This window comes from Paenibacillus sp. ALJ109b, from assembly GCF_010747435.1.
In the GTDB taxonomy this organism is placed as follows: domain Bacteria; phylum Bacillota; class Bacilli; order Paenibacillales; family Paenibacillaceae; genus Paenibacillus; species Paenibacillus taichungensis.
In genome coordinates this window covers 12,368-33,937 of sequence record NZ_JAAIFP010000007.1, presented here as the reverse complement: position 1 = coordinate 33,937, position 21,570 = coordinate 12,368, and the positions used below count along the sequence as shown (strand labels likewise).

Sequence of the window (21,570 nt, the reverse complement as noted above, 5' to 3'; positions counted from 1 at the left end):
TATCATTTTATATTGAACTTTGTAGGCAAACAGTGTAGCGTAAAGATTGGGAAGTGAACCCATATGAACGTAAACTCACCTAAGGGAGCGTGCGAGGCGAATGAAGTCTTTTCTGGATGAACAATTTTTGCTGCACAATGAAACGGCGATCAAGTTATATGAGGACTATGCGAAGGACATGCCGATTATTGACTATCACTGCCACTTGAGTCCACAGGAGATCTACGAGAATAAAACCTTTGGCAATATTACAGAGGCTTGGTTATACGGTGATCACTACAAGTGGCGGCTGATGCGCGCAAACGGAATTGAGGAGCAGTACATTACGGGTGGAGAGGGCGTAACCGATTACGATCGTTTTCTGGCGTATGCCAAAACTGTACCAATGATGATTGGTAATCCGCTGTACGCGTGGTCACATCTGGAATTACAGCGTTATTTCGGTGTCTATGAAGTGTTGAATGAGACGAGCGCCCCGGCCATCTGGGAAAAAGTAAATGCAAAACTGAACAGTGACGGATTCGGTGCACGTGATCTTATTACCAAATCGAATGTAACCGTGGTATGCACGACGGATGATCCATGTGATTCCTTGGAATATCACCTGAAGATTCAGGAGATTGAAGGATTCGATGCCGCAGTATTGCCTTCATTCCGTCCAGATAAAGGATTGGAATTGAACCGTGACACCTTCTCGGAATGGGTAGGCAAGTTGTCGCAGGCAGCCGGTACGGAGATTTCCGATTATGACTCATTCCTCTCCGCTCTGGAATCACGGGTAGAGTTCTTCCACTCCGTAGGAGGCCGGGTGTCTGACCATGCACTCGATTATGTACCTTACGGCACGGCCACACGTGAGGAAGCAGCAGCGATTTTTGCCAAGGCTATTGCAGGCGAGAAGGTCAGTCGTGAGGAAGAGGACAAGTACAAGACGGTAACGCTGACTTTCCTCGGCAAGTTGTACGCAGATCGAGGCTGGGTCATGCAGTTCCATATTAATGCGGCCCGCAATAATAACAGCCGTATGCTCGCCCAGCTTGGTCCGGATACCGGATATGATTCCGTTAATGATACGCCGCTTTCCTTAGCCATGATCGGTTTGCTCGATGCGCTGGAGCAGCAGCAAGCGTTGCCGAAAACGATCCTGTATTCCTTGAATCCTCGGGACAATGAAGTGCTCGCAGCGATTATCGGCAGTTTCCAGGGCGGCGGCATTCCAGGCAAAATTCAGCTTGGTGCAGCATGGTGGTTCAATGATACGAAGGATGGCATGCTCGCTCAGATGAAGGCGCTGGCGAATGTAGGTCTAATCAGCCGTTTTGTCGGCATGTTAACCGATTCCCGCAGTTTCCTCTCCTACACACGACATGAGTATTTCCGTCGCCTGGTCTGCAACCTCATCGGTGAATGGGCCGAACAAGGAGAGGTACCGCATGATATGGATCTACTTGGACAGATCGTACAGGGCATTGCCTACAACAATGCGAAGGAGTATTTCCCTTTTGCTTCCGCGCTCAAAACTGTATCTGCTTCGCAGTCTTAATTCTTCTATATTTGGTTCAAAACCGTGGCTTTAAAGTCACGGTTTTTTGTTGTGCATTTGCTGTTTGACATTCAACTTTTGCAGGAATATACTTAGTACACCTAATTAATTGATTGGCTATTTAATTGGAATGCTATTTAATAGATGTCCTATGATGTTGGACCTCTATGGAATGATAATGAAAATAAGGGAGGGACAATAATGACTGGCATAGATCCGGTTGCCCAGAAGCTTTTGTATTCCATCATGCAGTTTAATAAAGGCAAATGGAGGCAACATAAACCGCATGGGCGTAATCACAATGAAATTATGGTTCTGGGTTGTTTGCTCCACGGCATGCACCCGGGAGAACGGTTGAATTGGCAGGATAATCCTCCTAATTTCAATGACACTCTGCAATCGAATCATCCAGGACTGAAAGTATCGGAAATCAGTGCTTTGTTGCGTGTGAAATCGCCAACGATTACTCCTGTCATACGGGGGCTTGAAGACGAAGGTCTGGTTGAACGAACCATGGACCCGGAGGATCGCCGTGCAGTCCGCATTACGATTACCGAAGCAGGTCGTGATATTATCCGGGCGGCTCATCAGGAGCGTATGGAGATATTCAATAAGCTCGTTGAGCATCTGGGTGAGGAAGACAGTCTTCAATTAGCGGAGTTGTTGACCAAGGTGTACACCTTTTTTGATACAAAGGTTTCCCAACAGATGGATGCGTCCACACAAGGAGATGATAAGCTATGATGAAATTGTTTCGCATGCTTCAGCCTTACCGAATCCCCATTTTCTTCATATTGGGTCTGGTGCTGTTACAGTCGCTAGCTGAACTGTATTTGCCAACCCTGATGGCGGACATCGTTAATCACGGTATCGTAAAAGGGGATGTTCCGTACATCTGGCAGATTGGTGGCTGGATGTTGGTGATTGCTATAGCAGGCACGGCCTGTTCCGTAACAGCCAGTTATCTATCCTCACGCACAGCGGGCGGATTCGCCAAGCAGCTGCGCAGCAGAGTATTCCGCCATGTGGAGAACTTTTCGCTGCAGGAATTTGATAAATTGGGTACAGCCTCGCTGATTACCCGTACCACAAATGATATTACGCAGGTTCAGAACGTATTAACGATGATGCTGCGCATGATGGTTATGGCACCGATGATGTGTATCGGTGGTATCTTCATGGCGGTATCCCAGGATGCCAAATTATCGACCATTTTCTTGGTGGTCTTGCCTGTACTGGCTGGGGCTATAGCACTGATTGGTGCGAAAGGTCTGCCTTTGTTTAAACAAATTCAGAAAAAACTCGACCGACTCAATCTGGTCCTGCGTGAACAACTAACAGGAATTCGCGTGGTGCGTTCCTTTAATCGTGGGGAACATGAGCGTATTCGCTTCAATGGAGCTAATACGGATCTGCGAGATGTCTCCATTAAAGTGAATGTGCTCATGTCCACATTAATGCCCGTCATGATGCTGGTTATGAACTTTTCAATGATTGCCATTCTGTATTTCGGTGGACAGCGTATTGACAGTGGAAATATGAATATTGGTTCATTAATTGCCTTTATTCAGTATGCGATGCAGATCATGTTCTCCCTCATTATGGTCTCCATTATCTTTGTCATGATTCCAAGAGCTTCGGCTTCGGCAGAACGGATCAACGAAGTATTGGATATGCATCCGGATCTTAGCAATCCAGAGCAGCCTCGTCATATGAAATCGCTGCAAGGCACCATTGAGTTCGATAACGTGACATTCCGTTATCCGGGTGCAGAAAATGCAGCGTTGTCGGGTATTTCATTTACGGCACGCCCGGGTGAAACCACAGCCATTATTGGGGGTACGGGCTCAGGTAAATCCACATTGCTCAGTCTCATTCCACGTTTTTATGATGTAACGGAGGGCAGTGTACGGGTAAATGGAACAGATGTCCGTGAGCTTCGGCAGGAAGATTTGCGTGCCAAAATCGGATTTGTACCGCAAAAAGCGGTTCTTTTCACCGGAACGATTGCGGAGAATATCCGCCACGGGAAGGATGACGCCACGATGGAGGAGATTGTTCGAGCCGCTCAAACGGCCCAGGCAGAGAACTTCATTACGGAGATGAAAGATGGTTACGACAGCGTCATCGCGCAGGGAGGCAACAACGTATCCGGTGGACAGAAGCAGCGTTTGTCCATTGCACGCGCACTGATTCGCCGTCCGGAAGTATATATTTTTGACGACAGCTTCTCGGCTCTCGATTTCAAAACGGATGCCAAACTTCGTGCTGCCCTGAAGTCCGAAACGACTGAAGCAGCGGTGCTAATTGTAGCTCAGCGTGTAAGTACGGTTATGGATGCGGATCGCATTCTGGTTATGGATGAGGGACGAATTGTTGGTTCGGGAACACATAAAGAGCTGCTGGAGCACAATGAAGTGTATCGCGAGATTGTATCCTCCCAGCTGACAGAGGAGGAGATCGCATGAGTGAACGTTCAGAACGCAAGTCATCTCGTCCCCCTGGTGGGCCGGGTCATCCCGGAGGCGGAATGGGCATGCGGCCTCCCGTGGAGAAAGCGAAGGATTTCAAAGGTACACTGCGGCGCTTGATGCGGTATCTTCAACCCCACAGCTATCGTTTGCTGGGTGTGCTGGTCGCTGCGATTCTAAGTACCGTGTTCAGCATTATCAGCCCGAAGGTTATGGCAGAAGGTACGGATATTCTCAGTAAAGGCGCTATTGCCATCCTTCAGGGTGTACAGGGGGCCGGGATTGATTTTCCTGCCTTGATGAAGGTTTTGTATCTGCTTGGGGGACTCTATCTGTTCAGTGCAGCTTTCATGTACATTCAGCAATACCTGATGGCTGGTGTAGCTCAGCGAGTTGTGTATGACATGCGTGAGCAGATCAGCGCCAAGGTAGGACGTCTGCCACTGAAATATTTTGACTCCCGTACCCACGGGGAAACATTAAGCCGGGCGACAAACGATGTGGACAACATCAGTAATACACTCCAGCAAAGTTTGGCGCAATTCATTACGTCTGTAGTTACCATTGTCGGTGTTATCATCATGATGTTGACAATAAGTCCATGGATGACCCTCATTACCATTTTGACACTGCCATTAAGCGTGGTAGTAGTTATGCTGGTGGCATCCCGTTCGCAAAAACACTTTGCAGGTCAGCAAAAATCACTTGGTGAATTGAATGGCCATGTCGAGGAAATGTACACCGGCCATAAGGTAGTCAAAGCCTTTGGACGGGAAGAACATTCGGTAGAACAGTTCGAAAAAGTGAACGAAGAGCTGTATGAATCCGGTTGGAAAGCCCAGTTTATCTCGGGGATTATCATGCCACTGATGACGTTTGTAGGTAACCTTGGTTATGTGCTGATCTGTGTGGTCGGCGGGATCTTTGTTACACGTGGTGCCATCTCCATCGGGGATATCCTTGCATTCACACAGTACTCCCGTCAGTTCACTCAGCCGATTAACCAGATTGCCAACATCTCGAATATCATTCAGTCCACTATCGCTTCGGCGGAGCGGGTATTTGAATTGCTGGATGAAGAGGAAGAGGTTCCAGAGTCTTCGAAACCAGTACAATTGCAGCATCCACAGGGTGCCGTTGCATTCCATGGTGTGAATTTTGGATATAAAGCGGATGAGTTACTCATTCAAAATATGAATATTGATGTAAAACCGGGACAGACGGTGGCCATTGTCGGGCCGACTGGAGCGGGTAAAACAACGCTGATCAACCTCCTGATGCGTTTCTACGAAATTCAGGACGGCCAAATTACAATTGACGGCGTTAATATCGTGGACATGGAACGCGGCAAGCTGCGCAGCCTGTTTGGGATGGTGCTTCAGGACACATGGCTGTTCAACGGAACGATCCGTGACAACATCGCCTATGGCCGAGAAGGCGCAACGGAAGAAGAAGTCATCAAGGCAGCCGATGCGGCCCATGCTGATCACTTCATTCGTACCTTGCCTGATGGATATGATACGGTGCTGAATGAAGAAGCCTCGAACATCTCACAGGGCCAGAAGCAACTGCTGACTATTGCGAGAGCGATTCTGGCGAATCCGGCCATTCTGATTCTCGATGAAGCGACGAGCAGTGTCGATACACGGACCGAAGTGTTCATCCAGAAAGCGATGAATGATCTGATGAAGGATCGTACCAGCTTTGTCATTGCCCACAGATTGTCCACCATTCGCGGAGCCGACCTGATTCTTGTTATGGATCATGGTAACGTGATTGAGCAGGGTAATCATGAGGAATTGATGGAGAAACAAGGCTTCTATGCTGATCTGTACAACAGTCAGTTCACGGAGCAACAGCCACAGGCGATCTGATCCTAGATGGCGTTAACATAATAGCCGGGTTCACCCTTTGGGTGCACCCGGCTATTTGTTTGCTACCGCGGCAAGTCCCACGATATCGTTTCTTCTTTCCTTAACCCTCTTTCGAATCTTCTTGAGCTTTACCTTCGTTGACGCCGGATGACGTCTTTACTTCCAGCTTCGGATCTTCATTTGTCTCCTCAAGCGCAGAAGGTGCTGGCTCGCCCGGTATTAATTCACGCTGCTCGATCATACGTTTAACGACCTCATAACAGTCCTCGACATGTTTGTTGCCGACATACCGCATGGCCGTGAAGCTGAGCGCGGCTGCCAATCCCTGACCTGCAAAAGGGACAAATTTGGCGACCGATTTGGTAGCTACGCGTACTCCGACCCTTTTCAGAACCTGTACGACCAGTTCTTTGGTTACCATACGTCCGATGACTTTACTTCCGATGGACATGACGAATCCGTAGATCATGGATTTGGTCTCAGGGTCCATACCGTCGAGCTGCTTTTGCGATAATCCGAATTTATTGTTAATGGCAGGCAGTAACTGCATGAGCATTCCCACATCAGCCAGGACGTCTGTACCTGGAAGAGGAACGAGTGTTGTACCGGCGGAAGCGGTAGCTCTCTTTTTGACCATGGTGCGGCATTCCTTGCGAACTTGCTCCAATTGTTCCAACGTTGCTGGAATCATAGGGAATCCCTCCATTCGTATATGGTATAGATATAACCGTTTTGGCTCGTTTTGAATGGTGTTTTCTTCAGTAGAAATTGGTGACCTTGGCATATGAGTGTAAAGTAACCTTTTTCCTCAACCGTACGTCTAGTAAAAAAAGGAAATCAGTGAATTGCTATGACGGGTATCTGAGTATTACGGATGAGGGGGGATTTCGATGCATGCACGGTTAGGAGTATTACTGTTATTATGCTGTATAAGTGGGCTGATCATTACGAGCTGTTCAGCAAAGGGGGACCCGAACAAGATGCAATCTAATTCGAATCAGGAGCTATCCGAGTCAGAACGAAATGCTGCTTTGAAAGAAATCGAACCCGAAAGAATCCAAGCTATGAACACCATGGGGCTGCGCATCCTTCAACAGATGGGTACCAAAGAGAAAGCTGATGGGAATAATCTGCTGATCTCTCCTTACAGCATTACGGCAGCGATTGGCATGGCATATAACGGTAGCGTAGGTGAGACTAGGCGAGAGATGGCAAAGGTCATGGGCTGGTCGGGGCTAGAAATGGAGCAAGTGAATGCTTCTCAAGCGGCTTTGCAGCAGTTGTTGACCCATCCGGGAAAAGGAATACAGATCGGTATTGCGAACTCCATGTGGGTGAAGGACGGAATCCCGGTAGAGGAAACGTACCAAACAGCCGTACAGCAAACGTATGAAGCCGAGATCAGGACACTCAATGGACAACCAGCACAAGCAAAGGAAGAGATTAATCAATGGGTGAAGCAGCACACCAACAGCATGATTCCAAATTTGATGCAGGAGCCGCCCGAAAAGGAAGCCCTGATGATTCTGGTGAATGCCATCGCATTTGATGGTAACTGGATGGATGAGTTTGACCCGGAGTACACGACGGACGAAGAGTTTAAGCTGGCCAATGGAAAGGACCTGTCTGTGCGGATGATGCATCAGACAAAGCAGTTCCAATACTCTGAGAATGAGGATTGGCAGGCAGTAAGACTGCCTTACGGAGATGGCCAGATGCATCTGCTTGTCGTTTTGCCGCGAGAGGGGCGTACGCTGGATGAGGTTCAGCAGCAGTTGCTGGATGACCCAAAACGGCTTGATCGCGGCTCCGAATATAGCTTAGTTGAGCTGTCTTTGCCACGTTTTCGTGTAGAGTATGGAATGAACCTGAAAGAAACGTTGCAGCAGATGGGGATGGAAATGGCCTTTGATCCGTATGCCGCCAATTTCACGGAAATGATTTCTCCCGGGCCGAACTTGCAAGCCTACATTGGTCAGGTACTGCATCGTGCCGTGATGGAAGTGAGCGAACAAGGAACTGTAGCTGCTGCTTCAACATTAGTGGGAATGGCGGCTGGAAGTGCTCCACCAACGGATCCGGTGAGGATGGAGGCCAATCGCCCATTTATGGTTGCTGTAGTGGATAAATCCACTGGAGCATGGTTATTTGCCGGGAACGTAAACCAACCGGAAGAGATTCCCTCCCGGTAGCACGTAGTCTTCGTTATCCAATTCTGCTGACATGCCGCTCTCGGAATTCATTTTCCAGCATGCTCATCTGAATGGCATCGTGATATTGATGATTGTAATACAAGGCCTCTCGCCGTACACCTTCACGTTGAAACCCGAGCTTCTCATATGTACGAATTGCACGCTCGTTGAAGGCATACACTTCAAGCTCGATTCGGTGCAGATTGCAGATACCGAAGCCATAATCCAGCATAAGCAGCAATGCCTCGCTGCCATATCCTTTTCCTTGATGCTCTGTATGATCAATGGCGATCCGAATATGCGCACTGCGATTTTTGGTATGTAGGTCCATCAGGGCAATCTCCCCGATGACCTGGTCATTCTCCTGCAAGGCAATCAGCAGCATCAAGCGTGTGTCATCCTGGGCCGCGTTTTCGATGTAGCGTTCTACTTGGGTACGGGTGAAGCTGTTTTGTGTTCCAGTAAGTCTGCGCATCTCGGCGTCAAACAATCCGGGGAAATAGGTATCAACGTCAGTCGATTCAAATGGACGCAGATAGATGCGCTTCGTTTCCAACAGACGTGGGATGCGCGGGGATGGTGTTGGTTGAGACATGGGTTATTCCTCCTGTGAGTTCAAGTCGTCCTGCAGGAACGATCGAGCTGGTATCGCCGCATTGGCAAAAGCATGGAGAGATCTTTACGCCTTGTGAGTGGCCCCGTCCAAAAATAAAGCTACCAGCTCACGTGCCAGATCGGCAATCGTTGCATGCATGTCGCGTACGCCTTCACGGTTTGCCAACATCAGCAAGGACGTGAACGCATGGGCAAGCAGCATCGGATTGGCAGAACGTAAATAACCGTTGTCCATCTCCTGCTTGAAGTGGGTGGCAAGGACTTCATAGATGCGGACTTCGGCTTCACGGATCTGGGCCAGCTGATCTGCATTCAGATAGGTATTGGCTTCACGCATCATGGTCTCGGTATCAACGTGGGATTGTTGCATCCGTCCTTCCGCAACTTTCTCCAGTCTTTCTTGCAATGTACCGGGTGCATCCATACGGAGAGCTGTCTGCTGCATGCCCATGGCCATCATGCTGGTAATGGCGACGGTGAATAGCTGCGGCTTGCTGGAAAAATGATAATAGATTGATGCTTTGGTCACGCCGCATAGCGAGGCAATTTGCTGGAGAGAGACAGGTTCATACCCGTATTCCATAAATAGCCGCGAGGCGGTCATCAGTATTTTCGACTGGGCTGATGCCTGATCGGCACCGGCTTTGGGCCTTCCCGGCGAGCGGGGAGGGTTCGTATTTTTGCTCATGATTGCATACCTCTTTACTTATTCATGTTGGCTGTACAAAAGTGTTCACAAAATTAGTATTTGCAATATTAACCTTCCGGTATATATAATTAAGTCAATTATACTATGACCCGTGGTTCATTTCTATATTTATCACATAAAAACGGCTTCATAGAACCAAAATAGGGAGATGAAGAGACAATGCAAGAAGGTTCGGGCTACGGCCGCTGGGTTGCCGGCAAACGAAGCAAATGGATTACACTGTTGGTATGGATCATCATCGCGGTTGTCCTTGGTGTGGTGTGGCCTGCTGTTGGTGACCGTGAAACGAATAACGCGCAGGATCTGAGTGATTCCAAGCCATCGGTGCAAGCGGCAGCAGTTGCGCAGAAAGAATTTCCCGGCGGCGAAGGTGTTCCCGCTCTCATCGTATGGCATCAAGCCGGCGGGCTGACGGATGAACAGATTGAGAACATTCAGGCGTTAACGGAGCGACTGGATCAGGATCCAGTAGAGCAGCAGCAATCTGTTGTACCACTATATCAGTTGCCGCCACAGGCTCTGAAAGGTCAGCTTTCGGAAGATGGAAGCACCTTGGTTATGCCGCTCTTTTTCAATCAGGAAGCTGATTCCTCACAGTTGAAAGAGGGCATTGCAGCGCTGGAGCAGAAAACGAAAGACATTTTTGGCTCCGACCCATTTGACGTTGCCATTGATGATGCCAGTGCACTAAGTGCACGGGTCACAGGTCCGGTTGGGATATCGATTGATGCGAGCGGATTGTTCTCATCTGCGGATGTATCCTTGCTGATTGCAACAGTTGTGCTGGTACTCGTGCTGTTGCTGTTGATCTACCGTTCGCCCGTACTGGCGATTATCCCGATTATTGCAGTTGGATTCGCTTATATGGTCACTAGTCCGATTCTTGGATTTATGGCGGATCAGGGCTGGATTACAGTGGACGCGCAGTCCATCTCGATTATGACAGTGCTGTTGTTCGGTGCAGGTACGGACTATTGCCTGTTCATGATCTCCAGATTCCGTCAAATTCTCTATCATGAGCCGGATAAAAAGAAAGCACTTTTCCAGGCGATTACCGGATCGTCCGGTGCGATTGCCATGAGTGGATTTACAGTTGTTGCAGCACTGCTTGTACTGCTGTTCGCAGAATATGGTGCCTATCACCGTTTTGCCGTACCATTCAGTTTATCCATCTTCATCATGTTTATTGCGAGCCTGACGCTGGTTCCGGCTTTGCTGGCGATCTTCGGTCGGGGTTCATTCTACCCGTTTGTACCGCGTACGCATGATATGGAAGTAGAACGTGCGAAGAAAAAAGGCAAACCAGCGCCTGCTCCGCGTAAAATCAAGGAAAGCTGGATTGGCCGTACAGTAGTAACCAAACCGTGGACAGTACTGGCGATTACGCTGGTGTTGTTGGGTGGACTGGCTGCTTTCTCTAGCCAAATAAAATTCACGTATGACTTGCTATCATCCTTCCCGGAGAATGTTGCATCTCGTGAAGGTTTCAAAGTCATTGGAGAACAGTTCTCGGAAGGTGAACTCGCTCCGGCGAAAGTGATTATCGATACAGAAGGCAGCGAGACAGATCTGAAACAACGTCTGGAATCGCTGGATTACGTAAGCAAGGTAGGTGAAGCGCAGCAAGGTGCTGAGAATGCAAACATCACCGCTTACGATGTGGAATTCAATCTGAATCCATACTCGATGGAGGCGATGCAGCATATCCCGGATCTGCGGGCAACGGCTGAACAGGCATTGAAAGATGCTGGAATAACAAGTGTGGACAGCCATGTCTGGATCGATGGTCAGACGGCTGAGCAGTATGACATCGAAGTCACTGGAGAGCGGGATGCCAGCATCATTATCCCAGTGGTAATCGGAATGATCACATTGCTGCTGCTGTTATACCTGCGTTCCGTCGTAGCGACGGCGTATCTGATTGCCACAGTAGTACTGTCCTATTTCTCCGCACTGGGCCTGGGCTGGCTCATTATCCACTATGGACTGGGGGCAGACGCCATTCAGGGAGCGATTCCGCTGTATTCCTTCGTATTCCTTGTGGCGCTGGGTGAAGACTACAACATCTTCATGATCTCAAGCATCTGGCAAAAACGCAAAACGATGCCACTTCGCCAAGCGATCAAGGAAGGTGTGGGTGAAACCGGATCTGTTATTACTTCTGCAGGTCTGATTCTCGCAGGTACGTTTGCTGTACTGGCAACACTGCCTATACAGGTGCTGGTGCAGTTCGGTATTATCACGGCTGCGGGTGTCTTGCTTGATACGTTCCTTGTTCGACCGTTCATGGTGCCAGCCATTACAACGTTGCTGGGCAAATGGGCTTTCTGGCCAGGCAAGTATGTGCCTGTTGCAGAGAAAGCCAAAGAGAAACAAAAACAATCCATGTAATTGATGGATAGATTCAGACAAGGACAGTGGGGACCTGAAGCCTACTGTCCTTTTTTTTACCATTTTCATGTTGGAATGCAGATTGATCCGGGTATATGTTGAGATGGAATGGAGGAACTGTAAAATATCCGCAGAAACAGACCTGGCCGCTATTTTCTTTGTACGAGGAAGGTTTACGTGGCCAAGGGTTTTGGGACATAATAGAGTTAACGTCAGCCACAGGCAGACGGACGGGATGAACATCAATGGGACAACCAGGGGGAAGGATGAAAACAAGCATGACGAACCAACTTAATGTGTACTTTAACCATGACGGCGGCGTGGATGACCTCGTATCGCTGTTCATGCTTCTGCAAATGGACAATGTAAATGTAACCGGTGTATCGGTTATTCCGGCAGACGGATATCTGGAGCCAGCTACAGATGCCAGCCGTAAAATTATCGATCGCTTCGGCACATATTCCGTAGAGGTAGCGAAATCCAACTCCAGAGGGAAGAATCCGTTTCCTGCGGCGTGGAGATTGCACTCCTTCTATGTAGATGCACTTCCAGTACTGAACGAATCCGGCAAAATGGAAGCTCCTTTGTCTTCCGTTCCGGCCCACCAGCATCTGATTGAGAAAGTGCGCAGCACCGAAGGCAAAACGCTGCTCCTGTTCACAGGGCCGCTGACTGACCTCGCGCGTGCACTGGACGAAGCACCAGACATTGAAGAGAAAATCGACAAGCTCGTGTGGATGGGTGGTACGTTCGAAAGAGGGAACGTTGAAGAGCCTGAGCATGATGGTACAGCAGAATGGAACGTATTCTGGGACCCGGAAGCGGCTTACCGTGTATGGCAGAGCGGCATCCAGATTGATCTGGTAGCCCTGGAAAGCACGAACAAAGTACCTCTGACACCTGCTGTACGTAACCGTTGGGCTGCAGAGCGCCGTTTTGAAGGCGTTGACTTCCTGGGTAACTGTTATGCAGGATGTCCGCCACTGGTATACAGCGAAACGAATTCCACCTACTATCTGTGGGATGTGTTGACTACGGCTTCCGTTGGACGTGAGGACATCGTGAAGAAGAAAACGGTGAACTGTATCGTTATCCCGGATGGTCCAAGCCAAGGCCGTACGGTGGAACAAGCAGACGGACGTCCAGTACAACTTGTGTATGATACTGATCCAGAAGCGTTCTTCACATACATGACGGATTTGGGCAAAAAAGCTGCTCCACAGCGTTATTAATTCAGGCAGCCGCAAGGCCAGCCTCCATTAAAATGACAACAATAAAAAGCCGCAGGTAGAGTGAACAGGAATGGGGTAAACCCCATGTTCCCGTTCCCTGCCTTGCGGCTTTTTTTGTATTCATCTGGTGGGGCACCATTGATTGCCCATCTACAATCGGATTTATATTTTGAATCGGCTTATCAACCCGTTCAATTCACTGGACAACACACGAAGGGATTCCGCAGATGTGCTCATCTCATCCATCGATTTCAGCTGCCCGTCAGTTGCAGCGGAAACCTCCTGAATGCTGGAAGAAGACTTGCGCGAGATATGTTCCATATCCTCAACGGAGGCGGATACCTCTTCGGCACTGGCGGAGAGCTGCTCGGAAGCGGCGGACACTTCGTGCAAACGTTCATTCATCGTCTCAATGCCGGAATGAATGGACGTGAACGAACGTCCTGCTTCTTGAACAACAGCAAGACCGGCCTGAACTTCTGAGGTACTGGCCGACATATGCGAAGATAAAACGGCAGTCTGGCGTGTCATTTCGGCGATCAGTTCAGTCACATGATGGGACGATTGCTCTGATTCCCCTGCAAGCTTCCGAACCTCGGAAGCAACAACGGCGAATCCGCTGCCATGTTCCCCGGCCCGAGCGGCTTCAATGCTTGCATTCAATGCCAGCAGACTGGTCTGAGAAGCGATGCCCTTCATCATGTGGGCTACCGATTCAATTTTGCTGGAGTATTGCGCAAGCTGGGAGGTAGATGCTTCCATCTGAGCGTTGGCCTGATGGATTTTGTCCATGCGGTCAATCGCTGTGTTGATGTTGGTCTGGCCCTGTATCGCGTTATGGGTCGTCTCCTCGGATACATCAGCCACCATGGAAGATGAATTCGCAATATGCTGCATGCTACGTGTAATTTCCTCCATTGCTACAGTAACTTCGCCTGCCCGTGCAACCTGCTCCGCAGCGCCTTTGGCTGTGTGGTCTGTGTGCTCAGCAATGCGCTGGCTGGCTTCCGCTGTCGCCAGCGAGTGTCTGGATACCCCTTCGGCGGCTTGCAGCAGGGAATCGGAGCTTTTGCGGATGCCTGTCATGACATCTCGTGTATCTGTTACCAGATGTTTGAACTCCGAGGCCAATTGCCCAACCTCATCCTTCCGTCCAAGCTCGACATCGACAGTCAGATCACCTTTGCCCACCTCAGCAATGATCTTCTTCAGTTTCACCAGAGGACGTGTCAAATAATGAGCAAATCCATAGACCAGCAGCACGCTGAGTAATACGATGGCAAGGGCAGTCCAGATCATGGTCATTCGATTGCGTGTCATTAGCTCGTAGACGGCAGTGGAGTCGAGGTCGGCGCCAACGAGACCAAGCAGTTCCCCATTAGCCCCATGAATCGGTACATAGGCTGTAATCGTCGCGCCGTACTCATCCTGGGTCAGATCGCCCCGGAAAGGTTCGTTTTGTGCAAAGGCTTTCAGCATTCCCGCATATTGGTTCTCTTCAGGGGACCCGTAGGGAGAGAAATCATCCTCTTCCACATCCGGAGCAGCGCCATCCACCACATAATAATACGATGCGGCTCCGTTCTCTTCACGCTTACCAAGCGTGTATAGATACTTCAACCCATTGGCCTGGCGAAGCTGGCTGAGTTGTTCGCGCAAGGTATCGTAATACTCGGTTTGATCCTGTCCTGTACTGAGCGGCGCATACAGGGAGGTGTCGATGGATTGTGCTGCTCGTTCGGCAACAGCCTGTGCCTGCATGCCCATTGATTGTTCAACCAACTGTGCAGATGAGCGATACATGGTAATGCCAAGAACTGCTCCTGCCGCCAGCATCAGACAGGAAAAAAATAAAAAGATACGCATAAACAAACTGTTCATTAGTAGAAATGTTCCCCCTTGATATATAAAACTATGAATTCTTATATTGAAGTTGAATGAATCGTCATATTGGAACTGAGTTTCTTTTCTTGCTAACGTACATATATGTATTTCATTTCTATTTAAAATATCGGCATCTGCATGATAAAGAATTAGCCCCCGGATCAAGTAGATCCAGGAGCTTATCTTGTTTGAAACGTATAAATGGATATCTCATCTCTTGGACTCCCCATGATTGCAGGAACCCTTTGCTGTTATTACTACAAAGAGGGGGGCTTTACATCGTCCCGCCACCCTGGCGGATGGAGGCAGGGATCTTCTCTGGTCCTTGGTTAATATATTTATTAATAAAAGTGCCTACTTTGGCATCATTGAATTGGTCCAGCTTCATGGTTTTGGTCCATGCCGTCACGACGACCTCACTGCCTTCAGGGATGTCCTTGTTCGGCACAGCCAGGATACCTGATCCAGCTTTGCGGAACTTGGCAAGGTATTTCAGATGCTCTTTCAGCTCATCACTTGCGTTCACACGATAATAAATGATGATATCCCCATGCTCCAGATTATGTACCAGGTATGGATAGCCGGGGAAATCGGTGTAAAATCCAAACTTGATATCATGCGGGTTATGAGGCCCCGACGTTGGGATGGTCATCTCATATTGAATCGGCTCTTCTGTATGATCGGCTCCATAGTATTTATCGTCGGTCACGTCGATCGCAGCATCAGCATTCAGATCCGCAACATCATACTTGGTAAGTGCACCCTGCATGAAGAAAAGGACAAACGCAATAATTGACACCCCTAGTAGTGCATGTGCACCCAGGCGGATAGATCGGGTTTTCTTTTTAATCACAGCTCGTTCATTCTTCTTCATATGTGCCAGTACAGACTTCTGGGTGCGTGAAGACCAGATATAAGCTGCGATGGAGAACAAGAGAACGACTGCCCCAACGATAAGCCATAGGTAGGATGTGCCTGCCTCGTGTTCCATTTGCATATGATTCATATTCATGTCCATATCGATTTTCTCTACCCTTCGTAATAAAATGAATGATCACAACGTTACACTACATAATGTAGTGTTAATGACAATGGCATAGCTCCCAATATAAGCATGGGGTGTTTCTCACCTCATATCCTTACGTAAAAAAGAACATACCTTTTACACTACACATTATAGTGTATGGAACGTAACGAGTGCAATCTGCTGACGCTGAAAACAAAAGAAGACCCTCCTCGCATAAGCAGGGAGAGCCTTCGTAAGAGCTTTTGAACTAGATACTACATACGACCGTATGGAGAATACATCAGGCTAATCAATCCAATGATTGTAGTGCCCAGAAAGCGAGATAGAATAAAAAACAATACAACATTGGCAATCAACACGCTGTACATGCTATCGATGGCTGCCTTCGTACGATTCAGCGGATACTGGAACAGCACCGTGTTAAGTGATACAAAGATAATCAAATACGAGACAACGAGGAAGAAGATAGCGATGGAATACGAGATAACAATAAACAGATTCGCCAGGACGAGCGACGCTACAGCGGGCACAAGCAATGTACCGAACTGGGCAACCAGTGTTTTGGGGCGGAATGTTATTTTTTCAATCTTCAATATGGCATACATCAATGCGATCGCTACGACCAAAGAAATGGCGGTGAACAACAGCGGTCTAATAAACCCGCCAATGAACAATCCGTCCATATCCATCCGGCCGAAAGTAATCAAAAAGTATGTAGAGGATAGAACCGCAATCAGAGCCATCGTGATCCAGCCGTTAAGAGAATGCTGTTCACCAACGGTTTTCATAGTTTGATAAGGGCGGGTGAGAACACTAAGGGAATAGGATAGATACTGTTTGCTTACTTCTTTGGCTTGCTGAACTTTCTCATTTTGTACGATGTTATTCCACTGATTGGTGTTGTTGTCTCCTGAAGATGAAGGGCCCTCTGTGCTGGAAGAGTCGGGTTCATGTTGTACAGGTCTGGGAGCAGAAGGTGTGTTGGATGAAATGGGAGTGTGAGAAGGTGTCGCCTGTGTGCTCGACCAACGGGTATATTCAGGTTCGGCAGCAGCGGATTGTTGATCCTGAGCGGAATCTGCAGTAGGGGAGGAAGGGTTTAGATTAGCGCCGCACCTCTCGCAAAAGCTAGCATTTCCATTTTCATGATTACATACTGGGCATTTCATGGCATGAGCCTCCAATTTCATAAACTAAGATAATATAGACATTTTGTCTCATTTTAACGGTTGATGACGAAGTTTGTCTATGTTTTCAAGGGATTTAACACCCGGTATTTTCCACCTGAGTATATGATTAAATCGGTCCTCTTATTTTCATATTGACATAAGTATGCGTCGGAATTATGATGTCCTTACCGAAATTGATAATCATTATCATTAAATGAACGTTAATCCAAGGGTTTGTACTCATCAACATATTAATCGCAGGTGTACAACCAAATCAGTTTAACCAATGGGGAGTGTATCGTGTTGAAAAAAATATTGGCATTGCCGGCTGTTGTGCTGGCAACTTCGGTTTTACTCGCCGCTTGCGGCAATAATGAAGCTGGTTCGGACAAGCAGGCGGAAACGCCCGTTGCTCAAAGCGAAAATCAAACTTCCACAGAAACCACGGATGCAGCAGATCAGGAAGCGGCCGGGAGTGATTATACAACCGCAGTGGATGGCTATCGCACGTTTGCAATTGAGCAGATCGATGAATTCGTGAAGCAAACGGAGAAGTTCACGGATGCCGTGAAAGCTGGTGATCTGGAGACTGCCAAATCATTATATGCACCAGCTCGTATGTATTATGAACGCATTGAACCGGTAGCCGAAGCACTTGGCGATCTGGACCCGAATATCGATGCACGTGACGGAGATGTAGAGGCTGCCGACTGGCGTGGATTCCACCGGATTGAGAAAGCACTTTGGGAAGACAAGACGACCGAAGGCATGACTGACTTTGCGGATACATTGTTGAGCGATGCGAAGCTCCTTCGTGCCAAAGTCGAGACGATGGACATCGATGCGAGTCTGATGGTAACGGGTGCGGTAGAACTGCTGAATGAGGTTTCCTCCAGCAAGGTAACGGGTGAAGAGGAACGTTATTCCCATACGGATCTGTATGATTTTGCAGCGAATGTAGAGGGAGCACGCGAGATATATAACCTGCTCAAGGATGATCTGGCTGCCAAAGACAAAGATCTGAATCAGCAAATTGCGGACCGATTCGATGCGCTCGAGAAAGAACTTGCTCCATTCAAGGATGGAGACGGGTACGTTTCCTATGAGAAGCTGAAGGATGAGGACGTGAAGAAGCTGAGTCAGAACCTGGATGCATTGGCTGAGCCGCTGTCGAACATGGGACAGGTACTGGGAGTGTAGAACAATGACCGAGCAGAAAAAGGATTCGCTGAAAAAGCCGTTGTCACGGCGTGAAATGCTGAAGCTGACCGGCGTGGCCGGATTGGGTCTGCTCTTGGGCGGAGGCGGTGCCAGCGGTCTGATGGCGCTGGGTCGCAAAAGCAGTCCGGCGGCATTGGATGTGAACACGCCGGACAAGGCACTGGCCTTCTATGGCAAGCACCAGGCGGGCATTATTACCCCGGCTCAGGATTTCATCTGCTTTGCCGCCTTTGATGTGACGGCGGGAAGTGCGGATGATCTCCGCCGTCTGTTCAAGAACTGGACGGCGGCTGCCGCTGCCATGGCCGCCGGAGAGATGATTGGCGAACATAATACAACGCTGAATACGCCCCCTACCGATACGGGTGAAGCGGCAGGCCTGACACCGTCACGAACCACGTTGACGTTTGGTGTGGGGCCCTCTTTGTTTGACGGACGCTTCGGGCTGCAGGGCCGGAAGCCCAAAGGTCTGCGCGATCTGCCGGCATTCGCCGGAGATGCGCTGGACCCGCAGTGGTGTGGTGGCGACCTGTGCGTGCAAGTCTGCGCAGACGATATGCAGGTCGCCTTCCATGCCATCCGCAATCTCGCGCGCATCGCACGCGGGCATGCGGTATTGCGCTGGACGCAGGAAGGATTCCAGCGCACAGGCCGAGCTGACCCTGCGGGTGGAACACCGCGCAACTTGCTCGGCTTCAAGGATGGCACCGGCAATCCGGATACTACGGATTCCGTGCTGATGGACCAGACCGTCTGGGCGCAGCCGGCTGACGGTCCAGGGTGGATGGCCGGCGGCAGTTATATGGCCGTCCGCCGGGTTCGCATGCGTGTGGAGGTGTGGGACCGCTCCACACTGAAAGATCAGGAGGCGACATTTGGACGCCACCGGGACAGCGGAGCGCCGCTCGGCAGCAGCGGCGAGTTCGATCCGGTAGATCTGAAGGCCAAGTCTGCCGATGGGCAGCCTGTTATTCCGGCAACGTCACATCTGCGCCTCGCGAAGGGGGACGGCAGTCAGCAAATTTTACGCCGCTCCTACTCATATTCGAGTGGGCTTGATGCCAAGACCGGACAGCTGGATGCAGGTTTGCTGTTCATTAGTTATCAACGGGACCTGGAGAAACAGTTTATTCCGATTCAGAAACGACTGGCAAAGAACGATAAGCTGAACGAATATACTGTGCACACAGGCAGTGCTGTATTTGCCTGTTTCCCCGGAATTACGAATGGCGGATATATTGGGGACACCTTGATTTGATGGGGAGGATGACAATGATGGGCAGGATCGCAGATCGGAAGGCGCAGGGGTGGCTGTACAAAGGAAGGTTGATGCGCTCCTTGCTGATGCTGCTGGTGTTCCTGATGGTGGGGTCCAGTGCAATTCGTTTACCGGGCATGCCACACGCTTCTGCTGAAGGGCTCCAAAACAATGAGCAGTCTGTGCAAAAACAATTGGATAGCCTATTGCCGCCTGTGGGCAGCGCCTTGGTTGAAGCGGGACAGGGCAAGCTGGCAGAAGCCACGGAGGACGTCGCCGAATTCAGGCAACTGTGGGAGGATGCCAGCACGTTGGTGCCGGAGCAGAACGCAGATCAGGTTGCGACGACCGCCAGCGTTGTAGGTGAAGCTTTGTCCAAAGCGGAACAGGCACTGTCCGGCAAGGATTCTGATGCTGCCAAGAAAGCACTCGCCGATCTTGCCCGTGCGACTAATCAGTACATTGAGGCGTTTCAGGGTGCAGAAGAGAGCAGCGACGCAGGTCGTAAAGCGGCCGAAAGGCTGCTGCCAGACGCACGTAAAAGTTTGAGAGCAATGGAACAGGGCGATTGGACCCAGGCAGAGCTTGCCTATAAACGGATTGTTACGGCCTGGAAAGGCACCGAAGCTCCGATTCGTCAGGATCATTTTGGCGTATACAGCCAGTTGGAGAAGGACATCAGCCTGGTTCGCATTTCAATGCAGGCCGAACCCCGCAAGGAAGAACAGGCAACAGAACGTATGCAGGAACTGGTCACGTTGCTCACAGACTATAGTGCAGGGACACTCAAGGAAGGGGAAGTTGAGGATACGACGGCATCATCTGGTGTTTCTTCTTTGTCCGACCTGCTGAAATTACTGGAGCAAGTAGAGCAGCAGATTCAAGCGGGGGATACGACTTCTGCCGCATCGGGATTGGAGCAGTTTATTGTGTCCTGGCCTTTGGTTGAAGGTCAGGTACAGATATCATCTCCAGCTTCATATACGGCCATTGAGAATGAAATGGCCGAAGCATCGGGATATGTCGTCTCCAATCCGCCAAATACGGCGAAGGCAACCGAGGTTGTAACCCGCATGATCAATCGGCTGGAGCCGTTAACGGCTACTACCTCATACTCGGCATGGGATGCGGCATTGATTCTGCTTCGCGAAGGTTTGGAAGCCATTCTGGTACTGGCTGCATTGCTGGCTTACGCCAAGAAGAGTGGCGAGACTGCGGCCCGGCGCTGGATCTGGGCTGGAGCCGGTAGTGGTCTGCTGCTTAGTGCGGCGCTGGCCGTTGTACTGTCGCTGACTCTTGCTGTGGCATCATCGGGCAGCACACGGGAGATGATTGAGGGGTATACGGGGCTTGCAGCGGTTGTACTGATGTTGACGGTTGGACAATGGATGCATAGCAAATCAAATACCCGCTCCTGGAATAGCTATGTCCAGAGACAGGTAGGTGGTGCGCTTGCCCGGGGAAGTCTGTGGTCACTCTTCGCTGTGGCGGGTCTTGCCATATTGCGAGAAGGTGCGGAGACTGCGATCTTTTATATTGGTATGGCGCCTGCAATTGAGACCTCACAGATGTTGATCGGCATGGGGGCGGCGTTGCTCATCCTGATTGTATTGGCTGTGGCCATTATTCAGTTCAGTGTACGGCTGCCTGTACGGTGGTTTTTCCTGACCGCTACGCTGCTGATTTATTATCTGGTATTTCGTTTCCTTGGAGAGAGTATTCACTCCCTTCAAGTCTCAGCAGCGCTGGGGGCTCATGTCGCACCGAGTCTGCCGACGATTGGCTGGCTTGGCATGTATCCGACATGGGAGACCTTTATTCCACAACTCGTTGTGCTGGTCTTTATGAGCTTCAATTTGATTCGTACAGAGGTACGTTCGGCCAAAGGAGCATCCAAGGCATCCGTGTAGCACAGAGCTACGAATCCCAATTAGAGGCTGCGTCCCGTTCGCATCATATGGTGATTGCCATCATCAAAGGGGAT

At 49.7% G+C, this 21,570-nt stretch carries 16 protein-coding genes; 10 read left to right on the top strand and 6 right to left on the bottom strand.

Annotated features, from left to right (window positions below; genetic code table 11):
• The first annotated feature begins 100 nt into the window (after positions 1 to 100).
• From uxaC to G3352_RS07785, 4 genes are all read left to right on the top strand, one after another.
• Positions 101 to 1,543 (top strand): glucuronate isomerase, encoded by a 1,443-nt coding sequence (gene uxaC / locus G3352_RS07800; protein WP_163755465.1) that lies wholly within the window; start codon positions 101 to 103, stop codon positions 1,541 to 1,543.
• 201 nt (positions 1,544 to 1,744) lie between these two features.
• A complete protein-coding gene (locus tag G3352_RS07795) occupies positions 1,745 to 2,287 on the top strand; it encodes a MarR family winged helix-turn-helix transcriptional regulator (RefSeq protein WP_163755464.1) in 543 nt (180 codons plus the stop codon).
• Complete coding sequence (locus tag G3352_RS07790) at positions 2,284 to 4,011, top strand: ABC transporter ATP-binding protein (protein WP_163755462.1); 1,728 nt, start codon at positions 2,284 to 2,286, stop codon at positions 4,009 to 4,011. The genes G3352_RS07795 and G3352_RS07790 overlap by 4 nt, the downstream gene beginning before the upstream one ends.
• A complete protein-coding gene (locus G3352_RS07785) occupies positions 4,008 to 5,888 on the top strand; it encodes an ABC transporter ATP-binding protein (protein WP_163755459.1) in 1,881 nt (626 codons plus the stop codon). The genes G3352_RS07790 and G3352_RS07785 overlap by 4 nt, the downstream gene beginning before the upstream one ends.
• 100 nt (positions 5,889 to 5,988) lie before the next feature.
• On the opposite strand, the gene G3352_RS07780 is transcribed toward G3352_RS07785, so the two are convergent.
• A complete protein-coding gene (locus G3352_RS07780) occupies positions 5,989 to 6,579 on the bottom strand; it encodes a hypothetical protein (RefSeq protein WP_163755457.1) in 591 nt (196 codons plus the stop codon).
• A 289-nt stretch (positions 6,580 to 6,868) separates the two neighbouring features.
• On the opposite strand from G3352_RS07780, the gene G3352_RS07775 reads away from it, so the two are divergent.
• Complete coding sequence (locus G3352_RS07775; protein WP_163755455.1) at positions 6,869 to 8,080, top strand: serpin family protein; 1,212 nt, start codon at positions 6,869 to 6,871, stop codon at positions 8,078 to 8,080.
• Between the two features lie 13 nt (positions 8,081 to 8,093).
• Here the strand turns inward: G3352_RS07775 and G3352_RS07770 are convergent, their stop codons facing one another.
• Positions 8,094 to 8,675: a GNAT family N-acetyltransferase gene (locus tag G3352_RS07770; protein ID WP_163755453.1), complete on the bottom strand. Its 582-nt coding sequence runs from the start codon at positions 8,673 to 8,675 to the stop codon at positions 8,094 to 8,096.
• Positions 8,676 to 8,759: 84 nt separating this feature from the next.
• Entirely contained in the window at positions 8,760 to 9,383 is a 624-nt protein-coding gene (locus tag G3352_RS07765; RefSeq protein WP_163755451.1) for a TetR/AcrR family transcriptional regulator, read from the bottom strand.
• 180 nt (positions 9,384 to 9,563) lie between these two features.
• Between G3352_RS07765 and G3352_RS07760 the strand changes: the two genes are divergently transcribed.
• Together G3352_RS07760 and G3352_RS07755 are read left to right on the top strand one after the other, a co-directional pair.
• Positions 9,564 to 11,795: an MMPL family transporter gene (locus G3352_RS07760; RefSeq protein ID WP_163755449.1), complete on the top strand. Its 2,232-nt coding sequence runs from the start codon at positions 9,564 to 9,566 to the stop codon at positions 11,793 to 11,795.
• Between the two features lie 278 nt (positions 11,796 to 12,073).
• Positions 12,074 to 13,027, top strand: a complete 954-nt coding sequence (locus G3352_RS07755; protein ID WP_163755447.1) for a nucleoside hydrolase — start codon at positions 12,074 to 12,076, stop codon at positions 13,025 to 13,027.
• A gap of 162 nt (positions 13,028 to 13,189) precedes the next feature.
• Here G3352_RS07755 and G3352_RS07750 read toward each other — a convergent pair whose 3' ends face one another.
• The 3 genes from G3352_RS07750 to G3352_RS07740 form a co-directional block, all read right to left on the bottom strand.
• Positions 13,190 to 14,908, bottom strand: coding sequence for a methyl-accepting chemotaxis protein (locus G3352_RS07750; RefSeq protein ID WP_163755445.1), 1,719 nt, complete (start codon positions 14,906 to 14,908; stop codon positions 13,190 to 13,192).
• Between the two features lie 277 nt (positions 14,909 to 15,185).
• Positions 15,186 to 15,917, bottom strand: a complete 732-nt coding sequence (locus tag G3352_RS07745) for a DUF3105 domain-containing protein (protein ID WP_205524764.1) — start codon at positions 15,915 to 15,917, stop codon at positions 15,186 to 15,188.
• A gap of 275 nt (positions 15,918 to 16,192) precedes the next feature.
• Complete coding sequence (locus G3352_RS07740) at positions 16,193 to 17,107, bottom strand: zinc ribbon domain-containing protein (protein ID WP_163755442.1); 915 nt, start codon at positions 17,105 to 17,107, stop codon at positions 16,193 to 16,195.
• A gap of 303 nt (positions 17,108 to 17,410) precedes the next feature.
• Between G3352_RS07740 and efeO the strand changes: the two genes are divergently transcribed.
• Genes efeO through G3352_RS07725 form a run of 3 tightly spaced genes read left to right on the top strand, consistent with a single transcriptional unit; the run spans position 17,411 to position 21,496 of the window.
• Complete coding sequence (efeO, locus tag G3352_RS07735) at positions 17,411 to 18,307, top strand: iron uptake system protein EfeO (RefSeq protein WP_163755440.1); 897 nt, start codon at positions 17,411 to 17,413, stop codon at positions 18,305 to 18,307.
• A 4-nt stretch (positions 18,308 to 18,311) separates the two neighbouring features.
• Positions 18,312 to 19,586, top strand: coding sequence for an iron uptake transporter deferrochelatase/peroxidase subunit (gene efeB, locus G3352_RS07730; protein ID WP_163755438.1), 1,275 nt, complete (start codon positions 18,312 to 18,314; stop codon positions 19,584 to 19,586).
• Between the two features lie 14 nt (positions 19,587 to 19,600).
• Entirely contained in the window at positions 19,601 to 21,496 is a 1,896-nt protein-coding gene (locus G3352_RS07725; RefSeq protein WP_240342978.1) for an FTR1 family iron permease, read from the top strand.
• The last annotated feature ends 74 nt before the right edge of the window (positions 21,497 to 21,570 follow it).